Source organism: Polaribacter ponticola, from assembly GCF_026191475.2.
Lineage (GTDB): Bacteria > Bacteroidota > Bacteroidia > Flavobacteriales > Flavobacteriaceae > Polaribacter > Polaribacter ponticola.
The window spans coordinates 1453849-1468698 of record NZ_JAOSLC020000003.1 but is presented as its reverse complement, the minus strand read 5'-3'; the positions used below and the strand labels follow the sequence as shown (position 1 = coordinate 1468698).

12 protein-coding genes and 1 pseudogene are annotated in these 14850 nt (G+C 29.4%); 3 read left to right on the top strand and 10 right to left on the bottom strand.

Annotated features, from left to right (window positions below; all coding sequences use genetic code 11):
• Positions 1-53: 53 nt before the first annotated feature.
• Together gldB and gldC are read left to right on the top strand one after the other, a co-directional pair.
• On the top strand, positions 54-1013 hold the full coding sequence (gene gldB, locus N5A56_RS11795; protein ID WP_265725630.1) for a gliding motility lipoprotein GldB: 960 nt from the start codon (positions 54-56) through the stop codon (positions 1011-1013).
• Entirely contained in the window at positions 1013-1348 is a 336-nt protein-coding gene (gldC, locus tag N5A56_RS11790) for a gliding motility protein GldC (RefSeq protein ID WP_265725629.1), read from the top strand. Before gldB ends, gldC begins: the two co-directional genes overlap by 1 nt.
• Before the next feature lie 4 nt (positions 1349-1352).
• On the opposite strand, the pseudogene folK reads toward gldC, so the two are convergent.
• The 6 genes and pseudogenes from folK to tamL all read right to left on the bottom strand — a co-directional run bounded on the left by folK (position 1353) and on the right by tamL (position 10204).
• Positions 1353-2476 (bottom strand): annotated as a pseudogene (gene folK / locus N5A56_RS11785) (2-amino-4-hydroxy-6-hydroxymethyldihydropteridine diphosphokinase).
• 211 nt (positions 2477-2687) lie between these two features.
• Positions 2688-4919 carry a polyribonucleotide nucleotidyltransferase gene (locus tag N5A56_RS11780; RefSeq protein ID WP_265725628.1) on the bottom strand — a complete coding sequence of 744 codons (2232 nt, stop codon included), beginning with the start codon at positions 4917-4919 and terminating at the stop codon, positions 2688-2690.
• A 183-nt stretch (positions 4920-5102) separates the two neighbouring features.
• Positions 5103-5372 carry a 30S ribosomal protein S15 gene (gene rpsO / locus N5A56_RS11775; protein ID WP_265725627.1) on the bottom strand — a complete coding sequence of 90 codons (270 nt, stop codon included), beginning with the start codon at positions 5370-5372 and terminating at the stop codon, positions 5103-5105.
• A 117-nt stretch (positions 5373-5489) separates the two neighbouring features.
• Positions 5490-6350 (bottom strand): acetyl-CoA carboxylase, carboxyltransferase subunit beta, encoded by an 861-nt coding sequence (accD, locus tag N5A56_RS11770; protein WP_265725626.1) that lies wholly within the window; start codon positions 6348-6350, stop codon positions 5490-5492.
• A 190-nt stretch (positions 6351-6540) separates the two neighbouring features.
• A complete protein-coding gene (gene fbaA, locus N5A56_RS11765) occupies positions 6541-7608 on the bottom strand; it encodes a class II fructose-bisphosphate aldolase (protein WP_265725625.1) in 1068 nt (355 codons plus the stop codon).
• Between the two features lie 112 nt (positions 7609-7720).
• Positions 7721-10204 (bottom strand): translocation and assembly module lipoprotein TamL, encoded by a 2484-nt coding sequence (tamL, locus tag N5A56_RS11760; RefSeq protein ID WP_265725624.1) that lies wholly within the window; start codon positions 10202-10204, stop codon positions 7721-7723.
• Between the two features lie 69 nt (positions 10205-10273).
• Between tamL and N5A56_RS11755 the strand changes: the two genes are divergently transcribed.
• On the top strand, positions 10274-11005 hold the full coding sequence (locus N5A56_RS11755; protein WP_265725623.1) for a TrmH family RNA methyltransferase: 732 nt from the start codon (positions 10274-10276) through the stop codon (positions 11003-11005).
• Positions 11006-11013: 8 nt separating this feature from the next.
• Here N5A56_RS11755 and porT read toward each other — a convergent pair whose 3' ends face one another.
• The 4 genes from porT to N5A56_RS11735 all read right to left on the bottom strand — a co-directional run bounded on the left by porT (position 11014) and on the right by N5A56_RS11735 (position 14846).
• Complete coding sequence (porT, locus tag N5A56_RS11750; RefSeq protein ID WP_265725622.1) at positions 11014-11712, bottom strand: type IX secretion/gliding motility protein PorT/SprT; 699 nt, start codon at positions 11710-11712, stop codon at positions 11014-11016.
• A 2-nt stretch (positions 11713-11714) separates the two neighbouring features.
• Positions 11715-12446 (bottom strand): bifunctional demethylmenaquinone methyltransferase/2-methoxy-6-polyprenyl-1,4-benzoquinol methylase UbiE, encoded by a 732-nt coding sequence (ubiE, locus tag N5A56_RS11745; protein ID WP_265725621.1) that lies wholly within the window; start codon positions 12444-12446, stop codon positions 11715-11717.
• Positions 12447-12449: 3 nt separating this feature from the next.
• On the bottom strand, positions 12450-13358 hold the full coding sequence (locus N5A56_RS11740) for a NifU family protein (RefSeq protein WP_265725620.1): 909 nt from the start codon (positions 13356-13358) through the stop codon (positions 12450-12452).
• Positions 13359-13463: 105 nt separating this feature from the next.
• A complete protein-coding gene (locus N5A56_RS11735) occupies positions 13464-14846 on the bottom strand; it encodes an OmpP1/FadL family transporter (protein WP_265725619.1) in 1383 nt (460 codons plus the stop codon).
• Between the last annotated feature and the right edge of the window lie 4 nt (positions 14847-14850).

Sequence of the window (14850 nt, the reverse complement as noted above, 5' to 3'; positions counted from 1 at the left end):
ACTATTTTAGTATTTTTATCGTTCTTAAATTCAAAGACTAAGATACAAAGAATATGAGGTTTTTATTTATAGTTTTAATGGTTTTAGCAGTGTTTTTTTCTTGTACTGATAAAAAAACAACCCAAATTGATGTTTCTACTATAAATGTAGATTTTTCGGTAAAAAGATATGAGGTAGATTTTTATAATGCAAATACAAAAACATTGATAAATGTAAAAAATAAATATCCATATTTGTTTCCAAAAGAGTATACAGATAGTTCATCATTAGTAAAAATTAAAGATAAACAAGAGCAAGAGCTGTTTAAAGAGAGTCAGAAAGTTTATAAAGATTTTTCATTATTAGAAAACCAACTAAGTTTACTCTTTAAACATCTTAAATATTACAATTCTAATTTTAAAGAGCCTAATGTTGTAACTATGTTAACAAACTTAGATTATGAAAATAGAATTATTTATGCAGATACCTTATTATTAATTTCTTTGGATCTGTATTTAGGAAAAAGTCATCCTTTTTATGGAGATTATCCTAAATATATAAAAGAGAGTAATACAATTAATCATATAGCTGTAGATGTTGCTAAGTCTATTATAGATAAACAAGTTTACTTTTCTAAAAATAGAAGTTTTATAGGTAAAATGATACATGAAGGTAAAAAAATGTATTTACTTGACTTGTATTTACCATTAGTTTCTGATTTTGAGAAAATTGGTTTTACTAAAGAAAAATTGAATTGGGCAATTGGGAATGAAGAACAGATTTGGAAATATTTTATCGATAAAAAATTGTTGTTTAGTACAGATACTAAGTTAAACAAGAGGTTTTTAGAGAATGCTCCTTTTTCTAAGTTTTATATGGAGCAAGATAATTTGTCTCCCGGAAAAATAGGGGTTTGGGTAGGTTGGCAAATTGTAAGGTCTTATATGAAACATAATGATGTATCTTTGCAAGAGTTATTAATAAAAAATGAATCAGATTTATTTAATAAATCTAAATATAAACCAAAAAAGTAATGGCTGTTCAACATAACTCTGAAATAAATTTTAAAATAGGATTAGATGAGAATAAGGTTCCTGAAGAAATTTCTTGGTCTGCAAAAGATGGAGGAATAGAAAATGAACCTTCTAAGGCAGTTATGATTTCTGTTTGGGATCATAAGCAAAAAGATACTTTGCGAATGGATTTATGGACAAAAGATATGCCAGTAGATGAAATGAAGCAATTTTATCATCAAACATTAGTTTCTATGGCAAATTCTTTTGAAAAAGCAACTGACGATGCTAAAATGGGAGCAACAATGAGGGATTTTTGCGAATACTTTGCGGAAAAATTAGAACTTAAAAAATAGGCTTTTAAGCATTTTTTATTTTATTGATTATAAACTCATAATCATTATAATTGTTTACAAAATCAATTTCAGAAACATCTATTATTAAGATGTTTAGGTCTTGTTGTGTACTTATAAAATTTTTATAGCCATCATGAATTTTTTGTAAGTAAGAAGATTCAATATTTTGCTCATAATCTCTACCACGTTTTTTAATGTTTTGTAAGAGTCTATCTGTATTTTGATATAGATAAACATACAAGTCTGGTTTCGTAATTTCTTTATACATTAAATCAAACATTTTTCTATATAATAGATATTCATCTTTTTGCAGAGTTATTTGAGCAAAAATTAACGATTTAAAGATGTAATAATCAGAAACTACAAAGTTTTTAAACAAATCTAATTGAGCTAAATCATCAGACAATTGTTGATAACGATCTGCCAAGAAACTCATTTCTAGAGGAAATGCATACCTTTCTTTGTCTTCGTAAAACTTAGGTAAAAAAGGGTTATCTGCAAAACGTTCTAAAACTAATTTTGCATTAAACTCATCAGACATCATTTTAGCTAGTGAAGTTTTTCCTGCTCCTATATTCCCTTCAATAGCTATATAATTATATTTTTCAGAAATAGGAATTGGTCTTTTTAATTGCTCTTTGATTAAAGATACTTTAGAAGTATCTGTACATTGTTCTAAACAAATGGATAGCTTTTTTTCTCAATGGGATGTAATGTATGATTAGCTATTTCTACCAAAGGGATCATTACAAATTTACGATCAAGCATTTTTGGATGCGGAACAATAAGAGTCTTGGAAAATATAACTTCGTCATCAAAAAGTAAAATATCGATATCAATATTTCTATCAGAATAACCAATCGAGTCTTTCCTTTTTCTACCTAAAAGGTTCTCTATATTCAATAGAATACTCATTAATTTTTCTGGAGAATGATAGGTTTTAACTTTTACGCAATTATTATAAAAATCCTCACTTTCAAATCCCCAAGAAGCAGTTTTGTAAATAGAAGATATTTTTAGAATTGCCCCTACTTTTTCTGCAATTAAATGAATTGCATTCTGTAAGTTTTCGAGCTTATTTCCTTGATTTGTTCCTAAAGATAAATATGTAATTCTTTGAATTTTCAAATATGTAAAATATAAATTTTTCGGTAAAAATTATGCTTTAGGCAAAGAAACAAAAAAGCATAAAAAAAATCGCCAAATAGCTTAGCGATTTTTAATTTTACTAATAGAAAAAATATCGTTCTTTTTCGATTACAATTATTATTAGTTTTTTTAAAAAAAACCTGTTTAGTTTTAAACTAAACAGGTTAGGTATTTTTAAAAAAATAAATTTTTAATCTTCTTTTCTTGGGGCTCTAGGTTTTCTATCGTCACGACGATTATCTCTACCTCTGTTATCTCGTCCTCCAGAACGTTTGTCATCTCTTGGTGGTCTTGCTACAAAACCTTCGGGTTTTGGTAACAATGCCTTTCTAGAAACTTTTTCTTTACGAGTTCTTGGGTCAACACCAAAGTATTTTACATCAAAAACATCACCCATGTTTACTACATCAGTTACGTTTTCTGTACGTTCCCAAGCTAATTCAGATACGTGTAATAAAACTTCGTTTCCTGGAGCTTCTGTATATTCTACTACAGCACCAAAATCTAACATTTTAATTACTTTTACTTCGTATGCAGAACCTTTTTCAGGTTTAAACAGCATAGATTCAATTTTAGCAATAACTGCTTCAATTCCTTCTGGCTTAGTTCCAAGAATTTCAATAATTCCTTCTTCAGTAACAGGGTCTTCAGTAATTACAATTGTAGTTTCTGTTTCTTTTTGTAATTCTTGAATGTTTTTACCTCCTGGTCCAATAAATGCACCAATTAATTCATTAGGTATTCTTCTGTTTACCATTTTAGGAGCGTGTGCTTTAACTTCTTCGTTTGCATCAGCAATTGTATCCGTTAATTTTCCTAAAATATGTAAACGACCATTTCTTGCTTGTTTTAGTGCATTTACTAAAATTTCGTAAGAAAGACCTTTTACTTTAATATCCATTTGACATGCTGTAATTCCTTCAGAAGTACCAGTTACTTTAAAGTCCATATCTCCTAAGTGATCTTCATCACCTAAAATATCAGATAAAACTGCGTAACGATCTCCGTCAGAAATTAATCCCATTGCAATACCAGAAACCGGTCTTGTCATTTTTACACCTGCATCCATTAATGCCATTGTACCAGCACAAACAGTTGCCATAGAAGAAGAACCGTTAGATTCTAATACTTCAGAAACAACTCTTACTGTATATGGGCAATCATCTGGAATCATTCCTTTTAAACCACGTTGAGCCAAGTTACCATGACCAACTTCTCTACGAGATGTTCCTCTTAATGGTCTAGCTTCACCCGTACAAAAAGGAGGGAAGTTATAGTGTAAATAGAAGTTTTCTTCACCTTCATAAGATGGCATATCTATTTTAATAGCATCTCTAGAAGTTCCTAAAGTTACAGTTGCTAATGCTTGTGTTTCTCCACGAGTAAATATTGATGAACCATGTGTAGATGGTAAATAATCTACTTCACACCAAATTGGTCTAATTTCATCAGTTTTACGCCCGTCTAAACGTAAACCTTCTGCTAAAGTTAATTCTCTAACTGCCGCTTTTTGAGATTTGTTAAAGTATTTGCTTACTAAATCTCCGTAATCTTCTAATTCTTCTTCAGTAAATGAAGCTTTTAATTCTTCTTTTACTTCTGCAAAAGCAGTTGTACGTTCTACTTTAGAAGTTCCTTTTTTAGCAATTGCATAACATTTGTCGTAACAAAATTCGTTAATTTTAGCTGCTAATTCTTCATCTTCTCTTTCTCCTTCGTATTCTCTTGTTTCTTTCTTACCAAAAGCTTCTGCTAAACGAACTTGAGCAGCACACTGTACTTTAATTGCTTCATGTGCAAACTTAATAGCTTCTGCCATTTCTTCTTCAGAAATCTCATCCATTTCACCTTCAACCATCATTACAGAATCGGCAGAAGCTCCAATCATCATATCGATATCAGATTCTGCTAATTGCGCTCTACTTGGGTTAATTACAAATTCTCCATTTACTCTAGCAACACGTGCTTCTGAAATTGGGCATTCGAAAGGGAAATCTGATAATTGAATAGCTGCTGATGCTGCTAAACCTGCTAATGCATCTGGCATAACATCTTCATCATGAGACATTAATTGGATCATTACCTGTACTTCAGAATGATAATCTTTTGGGAATAATGGACGTAAAACACGGTCTACTAAACGCATTGTTAATACTTCTCCATCACTTGGTCTAGCTTCTCTTTTGAAAAAACCACCTGGATAACGACCTGCAGCAGCAAATTTTTCTCTATAATCTACCGTTAATGGTAAAAAATCTACTGTTCCTGCTTTGTAGCTAGATACTACAGTACATAATAACATCGCTTTACCCATTTGAACAACAACCGAACCGTGTGCTTGTTTTGCTAACTTACCGGTTTCTAATGAGATGGTTCTTCCATCTCCAAGGTCTATTACCTCGTTAAATACTTTTGGAATCATAAAATTTAATTATAATTTTTAATTGTTTGTTGTTGTTGTGTTGTTGTCTGTTGTTGCAATGGAAATACAAGAATTTTGTTAAGATTCTTGATTTTTTATATTTTGCTGATGTTGTTAAAATCAGACTTTAAATTTAATGTAATAAAAAAGAGGCACGTTTATAGAGCCTCTTTTTTGTAAGAATTATTTTCTAATTCCTAATTCTTTAATGATAGCACGATATCTTGTAATATCAGTCTTCTTTAAATAATCTAATAAGCTTCTACGCTTACCTACCAACATTACTAATGAACGCTCAGTGTTAAAATCTTTACGATTTTTCTTTAAATGCTTAGTTAAGTGGTTAATTCTGTGTGTGAATAAAGCAATTTGTCCTTCTGAAGAACCAGTATCGTTTTTACCTTTACCGTGTTTTTCGAAAATGCTTTCTTTTACTTCTTTAGTTAAATACATTCCAATATTATTTAAATGATTATTATGTATATCAATGACGTTTTCATTGAAGCTGCAAATATATAATTATTTTTTTGAATAAAAACTTTCTATTTGCGGTTCTTTTTTATGTTTTTCTTAAGCTCTAACAGGTATGTTCTGTATTAAATCGATATACAGGTTTACTTGTTTTTTTAAGTTTTTACGCTTGTATATCGCATCTAAAAAACCGTGTTCTAAAACAAATTCAGATTTTTGAAACCCTTCTGGTAATTCTTTACCTGTTGTGTCTTTTACAACTCTAGGTCCTGCAAAAGCAATTAATGCGTTTGGTTCTGCAATATTAATATCACCTAACATTGCATATGATGCCGTTGTACCACCCGTTGTTGGGTCTGTACATAATGAGATATAAGGAATTTTAGCTTCTGCCAATTGTGCTAATTTTGCAGATGTTTTAACTAACTGCATTAATGATAACGAAGCTTCCATCATTCTAGCTCCTCCAGATTTTGAAACCATCATAAAAGGTATTTTTTGCTCAATAGAGTAATTAATTGCTCTAGCAATTTTTTCTCCTACTACAGAACCCATAGATCCACCAATAAAAGCAAAATCCATAGCAGCAATTACTAAATCTTTACCTAAAGATTTTCCAACTGCAGTTCTAACGGCATCATTCAATTTTGTTTTCTCTTGAGCTGCTTTTAGTCTATCTGGGTATTTTTTAGTGTCTTCGAATTTAAGAGGATCTTTAGAAGTTAAACTTTCATTTAATTCTTTAAATTTATTGTCATCAAAAAACAATTCGAAATACTCTTTACTACCAATTCTTACATGATACCCATCTTCTGGACTTACATATAAGTTCTTTTTTAACTCTTCTGTATCAATGATTTTTCCACTAGGAGTTTTGTACCAAAGACCTTTTGGAGTGTCTTTTTTGTCTTCTGTAGGAGTCTGAATCCCTTTATCTTTACGTTTAAACCAAGCACTCATAGTTAGTTTATTTTTTGTTTCTTATTTAATTTTGTTACATCTAAAATAATAAAATGTAGAGACAAATGTAAAAGTTTTTTATGAACTATAAATTTTCTTTAAACGATTCTTTTTTATTTTCTCGTTTTTAAGCATAAAAAAAGCATTTTGAAATCTATCAAAATGCCTTTTTACTTCTTATTATAGTAACCTATAAAGTGTCTACATTATTTAAATCTGCAAACGCTTGTTTTAATCTAGATTTAAAAGTTTCTTCACCTTCACGTAACCATTTTCTTGGGTCGTAATATTTTTTATTTGGTTTGTCTGCTCCTTCAGGGTTACCAATTTGAGTTGCTACATACTCCGCTTTACCTTGCATATAATCTCTAATTCCTTCTGTAAAAGCAAATTGTAAATCTGTATCAATATTCATTTTAATAACACCATAACCAATAGATTCTCTAATTTCTTCTAAAGTAGAACCAGATCCGCCATGAAAAACAAAATCGATATGATTTTCTTCAACACCATATTTTTTTGTGATAAACTCTTGAGAATTTTTTAAAATCTTTGGAGTTAATTTTACATTTCCTGGTTTATAAACACCATGTACATTACCAAATGCTGCTGCAATTGTAAATTGAGGAGAAACTTTCATTAACTCTTCATAAGCATAAGCAACTTCTTCTGGTTGTGTGTATAATTTAGATACATCAACATCAGAATTGTCTACACCATCTTCTTCACCACCTGTTATACCAAGTTCAATTTCTAAAGTCATACCCATTTTACTCATACGAGCTAGATAAGTTTTACAAATTTCTATATTTTCTTCAATTGGTTCTTCAGATAAATCAATCATATGAGAACTATAAAGAGGTTTTCCAGTTTCTGCAAAATGTTTTTCTGATGCATCTAATAATCCATCAATCCAAGGTAATAATTTTTTTGCTGCATGATCTGTATGTAAAATAACAGGAACACCATAAGCTTCTGCTAATAAGTGTATATGCTTTGCTCCAGCAATACCTCCTGCAATTGCAGATTTTTGGTTTTCATTAGATAAACCTTTTCCTGCATTAAATTGAGCACCACCATTAGAAAATTGTATAATTACAGGCGCATTTAAATCTCTTGCAGTTTCTAAAACACCATTAATAGTATTTGAACCTACAACATTAACAGCTGGTAAAGCAAACCCTTTCTCTTTTGCTAATTTAAAAATTTCTTGAACTTCTTTTCCTGTTGCTACTCCAGGTTTAATATTATGACTCATTTTTTATTTTTTATAGATGTTTACTTTTCAAAAGTACTAAAAAATAGTAATTTAAGAATGTTGAAACTGAATAAAGTAACGAAAACGTTTTAGATTTAGAATACTGTTTTTATTAGAATGGATAGTTGATTCCTACATTATAAACGGCATTGGTAAAATCATAGTTTTTAAACCATTTACTATTATTTAAATAAGGTTCGTATGTTTTAAAGCCAACATCTAAACGTAAAATTAAAAAGTTAAAATCTAATCGAGCACCAAAACCAGAACCTACTGCAATATCTTTTAGAGATGATATACCATTAAATTTTGCATCGTTTTCTACAAAACTCGAACCAGAAATATCCCAAATATTACCAGCATCAACAAAAAAAGCTCCTTTTAGTTTGCTAAAAACATCAAATCTATATTCTACACTAGTTAAAAATTTAAAACTACCTGTGTTAAATTCCAAACCAGAATTTCTACTTCCAGGACCTAACTCATAGGTTTGCCACGCTCTTATATCATTAGACCCACCAGCAAAATAACTTTTTGTGAATGGTATAGCAGAGTTATCGTAAGTCATAATTGCGCCTAAAAAAGATCTAAATCCAAATACTGAATTTCCTTTACCAATGTCCCAGAATTTTTTATACTCAATATCTGTTTTAAAATATTGAGCTAAGGGAATTCTTAAAAGTGTTTTCTTGTTATTTGCATTCTTATTTTTAGAGAGTAATCCTAAAATATTACCAGAATTAGCTACTCTTGCTTTAAAGAAAGAAAAATTATTGTCTTTAAAATCTGTTTGATTATTGTATGTAAAGGAATATGCAATTACTGGAATTAAAAAATCGGATGTAATAATATTATATCTATTAAGGGTGTTAGTTGCAGTATTGTATTCTTCTGAATTAGACGCCTGAAAATTAGAATCATTAGAAACGGTATTCATAAAAGTAACAGCTTCTGTTGGAATCTCTAAAACTTTATTCGGATCGCTATAGTAAACTTTAGCAACAGAGTTTAAATTAGTATACTCAGAACTATATATGTTAAAAAAACTGCCAACATTTAAGTTCTTAACATATTGAGTGTTAAATATTTCTAATTGTATTGTTTTCTTCTTATTAAATTGCCATTTGTAATCTGTAAGTATTGTAAAAGTTTGTCTGTCTAAACCTATATTTTTTTGAAAACTAGAACCAAAAGAGAATAACGTTCTTGGAGACATTTCTTTTGGTACAAATTTGCTTAAGCCAAAAGGAGCTACAAACCTTGGGATTTCTATAGAGATATCTGCTCCAATTTCCCAACCAGGTCCATTATTTGCATTAAACCAAGATCCTAAGAGAGACATTTTTAATAATTCGGAACCTTTAAAAGCATTTCTATTTGATATAGAAAATTTTGCTGAAGTTCCGATATTTCTAATATTGGAATGTGTTAACTCTGTATCTAGCCCTAAAGTGTATTTTTCTAAAGGAGCTAAAAAAATATCCATAATCAATTCATCATCTGTTCCAGGAGCTGTAGAAAATTTAATATTTGTTGATTTAAAATTCTTTAAAGATTTTAAATGTGAACGAGTTAGGTTGTTTAGGGTGTCTTTGTAGATGCTATTAGGTTTTAAGAAAATAGATTGTGACAAATATTTGGGGTTGTACTTTACTTTGTTATAAGCTAAAAAGTTTATTCCTTCGTAAGTTATAGAATCTTTAATTTTAGCTTCTCTCTTGTTAAAAGAGTAATCGGTAATTACGTTAACTTCTTTTATTGTGTGTACTTTATATGGTTTTTCTACATAACGACCATCTTTTTCTATTAATCTGTTCGAGGAGATTAAAAAATCAACATTTGTTTTATAGTCTGTTCTTGTTGAGTCTACGTAAAAACCAATTGCAGATTCAGAAAAATTATAAATCCCTTTGTTTCTATATAATTTTACAACATTGTTAGCTTCATTTCTAAAAGTTTGATCTTTGTATTGCTCATTTTTCTTTAGAAGTGTTTCGAGTCCAGATTCATTATAAATTGAGTCTAAAACTTGCGATGAAATTTTAATATTTATAGTATCTAAAGTTGTGGGCTTACCTTTATTTATAAAGTAGGTTACCGAAGCTTTTTTGTTTATTGAATCTTTTACTGTTTTAGTATTTACAGACGATTTAAAATATCCTTGTGTTTTGTAATATGCAGATAAATTATTTGCTGTTCGATTAACTTTAATGTCATTTATTATTTCTGGGGCTTTGTAGCTTAAAAACCATTTGTTTAAATTAATAAATGAATTGGCATAGGCGATACTTTGTTTTTCTGAAAAAATATTTTTTACAAAGTTGTAAGATCTTGGGTTTTTAATAGCCCATTTAGAAGGAGTATTTGGTTTGTTATGGTTACCTATATTGTGAAAATATAAACCTAAAGGTAATCCTAAAAAACGTGCATTTGGTTTTTGTAAAACGTATTTTTGTAGCTCTGTAGCATTTGTTTTTACACTATCTATTAAAAAATAGTTATTTGTAAGCATGTGATCTTCATCGGTAACATGTTTTGTAGAATTACATGATACCAAAAAGGTTATTAATAAGAAATAGGACGAAAGTTTTTTCATTATTTTAGCACTACAAAGAAAATCAAAAATAGTATTTTTCAACGGTTTATTATTATTTACATACAATAAATGAGCATCTCAAAGAATCAACTTAAAATCATAACAAGTTTAACTCAAAAAAAGTATAGGCAAAAGCATAATTTATTTATTGCAGAAGGTGTTAAAGTCGTAAACGAATTACTAAATTCTACTTTTAAAGTTGAAATGTTATTTGCTACTGATGATTATAATAATAGTATATCTTCTAAGAAGATTATTAGAATAGCCGAAAGTGATTTACAAAAAATAAGCAATCTAAAAACACCTAATAAGGTTTTAGGATTGTTTAAAATTCCAGAAGAAAAATCACTTCAAAATAAAGGTTTTTCTGTTGTTTTAGATGCAGTGAATGATCCAGGGAATTTAGGAACAATAATTCGTTTATGCGATTGGTTTGGTGTTTCTCAATTAGTATGTTCTAAAGATACTGTAGACTGTTATAATCAAAAAGTAGTACAAGCTACTATGGGATCATTAACAAGAATTTCTGTAAAGTATACGAACTTAGAATCGTATTTAAAAGAAAGCAATTTGCCAACATTTATAGCAGATATGGATGGTGAAAATGTTTACAAGACTACATTACCGAAAGAGGGTATTCTAATTATGGGAAATGAAGCAAATGGAGTTTCTGATAAAGTTAAAACATTGATTAAAAACAAAATTTCAATCCCTAGATTTGGTAAAACTCAACAAACAGAAAGTTTAAATGTAGCAACCGCAACAGCTATTTTGCTAAGTGAGTTTAAACGAGGGCTTTAATATAGCGTTTACTGAAAAGAAAAATTTAAGAAAACCCCACGAGTTCCCATGTAATTTACAGGTGCAGTCCATTTACTATTCGCATCATCATCATATTTTATTTCATTATTAATAGCAAATACTCCGCGAATAGAAGGAGAAAATTTAAAGAAATATAAATAAATATCAACTCCAATACCAACTTCATACATAAAGTTGTGTGTTTTCATTCTAAATTGTCCTGCAGAGTTATCATCTTGATTAGCTTCGTTACTAGAAAAATTATAATCATAAGAAATACCACCCAATAAGTATGGTCGAATATTCTTATATCTATCGGTACTAAATTTTAAAAGTAATGGTATGTGTAGGTATGTAGAGCCTATTTCTCTAACACTATCTTGTTTTGTGTCTAAATGATTAAAATATATATTTTTAGAGTTACTAACTAAACCAGGTTCTAAATGTAGGTTTAAATTTTTATGTAAACGTAAGTCTGCTATTAAGCCAACATTAAAACCAGAAGTAGGTTCAACTGTAATATTTGCATTAGAAATATTACTATTTCTTAAGTTTAGTTTAAAATCATTTTGATTTAAGCCTAGGTAAAACCCATAACGTAATTTCTTTTTATCGAAAGTAGGTAAATTTTCTACACGTTCTCTTTGCGCATAAAAAAGACTAGAAATCATTATAAAAACGCCAAAAAGGAATACTTTTTTATTCATTATTATTTACTTGCAGTATATATTGTTGCAACTCCAAAAGTTACAGGGGTATCTTCTGTATTTGTAAACCCGTTTTTTTGTAAAATATTGTTGAAAGCTTCACCAAAAGGAAAAGAATTTGCAGATTCTGATAAATAAGAATAAGCTACTTTATCTTTAGAGAAGAGCTTTCCTATAATTGGTAGTATAAAATTAGTGTAAAACTTATAACCTTGTTTAAAAGGGAATTTAGTTGGGTTAGAGGTTTCTAAAATAACTAAAACACCTGTAGGTTTTAATACTCTAGAAATTTCTTTAATTCCTTTGTCTAAATGTGCAAAATTACGAACTCCAAAAGAAACGGTAATAGCATCAAAAGTATTGTCTTCAAAAGGCATTTCTTCAGAGTCGCCAACAATCATTTCTATTTTGTTAGATAAATTGGCTTTAGCAATTTTTTGTTTTCCTACTTCTAGCATTCCGGCAGAAATATCTAAACCAACAATTCTATCTGGTTTTAATGCAGACATCATTAGAGCTAAATCACCCGTTCCTGTAGCAATATCTAAAATTTGTTTAGGATTGTTTTTGCCAACAATTTTAACAACTTTTTTACGCCACTTTACATCAATACCTAAAGAAATAACTCTGTTTAAGCCATCATAGTTTTCAGAAATGTTATCAAACATTTGAGCAACTTGTTCTTTCTTACCTAAATTTGAATCTTTGTATGGGTTAATTTTTTCTGCTGACATTTTTTATCCGTTAATTGCTATTACTTCGTTAATTTGATTCGGTAACATGTCTTTTAATAAAGTTTCAATACCGTTTTTTAAAGTTGCAGTAGAAGAAGGGCATCCGCTACAAGCGCCTTGTAAAACAACACTAACAATTTTGTTCTTTTCGTCATAAGATCTAAAAGCAATATTACCTCCATCACCAGCTACAGCTGGTTTAATATATTCATCTAAAATATCTACAATTTGAGCAGGAATTCCCTCTAATACTACTTTAGGTTCTTCATTTTTTTCTGTAAATTGAGATTTTTCTTCATTTGGTAGTTCCTTAATAATAGTTTTGCCTTCAACTAGATATTCGCGAATAAAAGTTCTTACTTCAGCAAAAACTTCTTTCCACTCAACCATTTCATATTTTGTTACAGAAATATAATTATCAGAAATAAAAACTTCTTTTACAAAAGGAAAGTTAAAAATAGCAAGAGCTAAGGGAGAAGATTTACTTGCCTCATCGATGTTTTTGTATTCAACATCAGTTTGTGTTAAAGCCTTGTTTGTTCCAAACTTCATTACTGCTGGGTTAGGAGTAACCTCTGCATATACTTCAATAGCTTCTTTTTTAGTTGATGAAGTTTGTTCGTTTACAACGACATTTCCAGCACTAATATAGGCTTCTATTTGTTCTGCTACTTCGTCTTGTACATCAATCCATTCAACAATATCAAATCTTTGAATAGCAATAAAATTTGCTGTAATAAATATTTTTTTAACAAACGGTAAGTAAAATAATTGTTGTGCTAATGGTGAGTTTTTAGCTTCGTCTATGTTAGAAAACTCATAACTTCCACCGTTAATTAAAATTTTAGTACTATTAAATTTTAATATTGTTTCGTTTGTAGTTTCTTGTATTGTAATTTTAGTCTCTTGCATAATCTTAAAATGAGTTGCAAAATTACGGCAAAAAACTGAATTGAAATAAAAAAGACTCCGTATGTTTTATATATACAGAGTCTTAATTATAGAATAAACTTATAGCTATAAGCTTATAGTTACAGTTGTTGTAAATACGCTATTGTCTATTGTTAAATTTGTAGCCTTTACATTAAAACCCGGATACATATTGTAAGTAGAGGTTTTATTATTATCACTATAAGAAAAATCTAACTTAAAATTGCCAAAATTATAACCAATTCCATAAGAATAAGCTTCTATATTGTTAGTCTCTACTGCTAATTTATTAGGATTTTCTTCAAATCTATAGCCAGCACGAACACTTAATCTATCAAATCTCCACTCAGTACCTACATTAAAATTATTTGTATTTTTAAAGTTGTTTTGAAAAGATTGATTTTCAGAAGAAAAATCAGCGCCAGAAAGTTTAATTTTACTATAGCTTTTATTAGTATAGTCGAAACTTAATAATCCGTTTTTTCCAAAAATTAATGCGGCACTGGCAGTTAATTTACTTGGTGTTTTTAGGCGGTATAATAGTTGTTGTGAAGGAAAATAACCACCAGCTGTATTGTCGTATATTAAGTTATCATTACTTACTACAATTTCTGTATCTCCATTAAAGCCATCGTTATTTATAATATTACTTTCTTCTATGATTTCTGTAAACCAAGTTGGAGTTTGGTATGATAATCCAAATCTAAAATTTTGATGAGCTTTATAAATAAAACCAGCATTTAATGAAAAACCAGTTCCAGTTGTAAAATTTTCTTGATATAAATTTGCATCGAGTTCATTTCCATTAGCATCACTATTAAATTCTGTTAAGGTTGATTGTTGACTAAAATTTAAGTCATAAAAATTTAATGCTAAGCCTACATGTAGTTTGTTTTGATATACAGAAGAAAAGCCAATATTTAATTCACTTAATTCACCAGAAGTAGTATTAGAAAAACGTTGTTCATCTGCTATGTTATACAAAAAAGTAGGTGAGTTATTGTCTAAAGGATATTCTGTAAATGTAGCAATACCACTATTTCCTTGTATCGAAAAATCTTCATTAAAATCTTTAGTTATTCTATAGTTGAAACCAATAGCAAATTTACTCCATTCGTTACTGTAAGCGCTGTCAAAAACTAAAACAGCACCGGCATGAGATAAGTTTATAAACTGATCTTGATTGGTTCTAGAATTTCCATAATAGTTTGTGGTTATCTCTGTATTTCTAGAGTTAAAAGTACCAGTAAATATGCTGTTTTTGAATACTGAAATTCCAGCAGGATTTACATTTATTGCAGAAATATCTCCACCTAACGCACCAAAAGCTCCACTCAGAGCAGTAAAACGAGCTGAACCATTTTGGGTGTCTTGAGAGAATAATATACCTAAATCTTGGTAGCCTAATGATTGGGAATTAGACATAAGTGTTGCTGCGAACAATGCCGCTATAGTGAATATTTTTTTCATTTTC

Coding starts and splice junctions, on each gene's coding strand:
- fbaA (WP_265725625.1), bottom strand. CDS start 7,608: ATGAGTCATAATATTAAACCTGGAGTAGCAACAGGAAAAGAAGTTCAA.
- N5A56_RS11780 (WP_265725628.1), bottom strand. CDS start 4,919: ATGATTCCAAAAGTATTTAACGAGGTAATAGACCTTGGAGATGGAAGA.
- gldB (WP_265725630.1), top strand. CDS start 54: ATGAGGTTTTTATTTATAGTTTTAATGGTTTTAGCAGTGTTTTTTTCT.
- gldC (WP_265725629.1), top strand. CDS start 1,013: ATGGCTGTTCAACATAACTCTGAAATAAATTTTAAAATAGGATTAGAT.
- ubiE (WP_265725621.1), bottom strand. CDS start 12,446: ATGTCAGCAGAAAAAATTAACCCATACAAAGATTCAAATTTAGGTAAG.
- porT (WP_265725622.1), bottom strand. CDS start 11,712: ATGAATAAAAAAGTATTCCTTTTTGGCGTTTTTATAATGATTTCTAGT.
- rpsO (WP_265725627.1), bottom strand. CDS start 5,372: ATGTATTTAACTAAAGAAGTAAAAGAAAGCATTTTCGAAAAACACGGT.
- N5A56_RS11740 (WP_265725620.1), bottom strand. CDS start 13,358: ATGCAAGAGACTAAAATTACAATACAAGAAACTACAAACGAAACAATA.
- N5A56_RS11735 (WP_265725619.1), bottom strand. CDS start 14,846: ATGAAAAAAATATTCACTATAGCGGCATTGTTCGCAGCAACACTTATG.
- N5A56_RS11755 (WP_265725623.1), top strand. CDS start 10,274: ATGAGCATCTCAAAGAATCAACTTAAAATCATAACAAGTTTAACTCAA.
- accD (WP_265725626.1), bottom strand. CDS start 6,350: ATGAGTGCTTGGTTTAAACGTAAAGATAAAGGGATTCAGACTCCTACA.
- tamL (WP_265725624.1), bottom strand. CDS start 10,204: ATGAAAAAACTTTCGTCCTATTTCTTATTAATAACCTTTTTGGTATCA.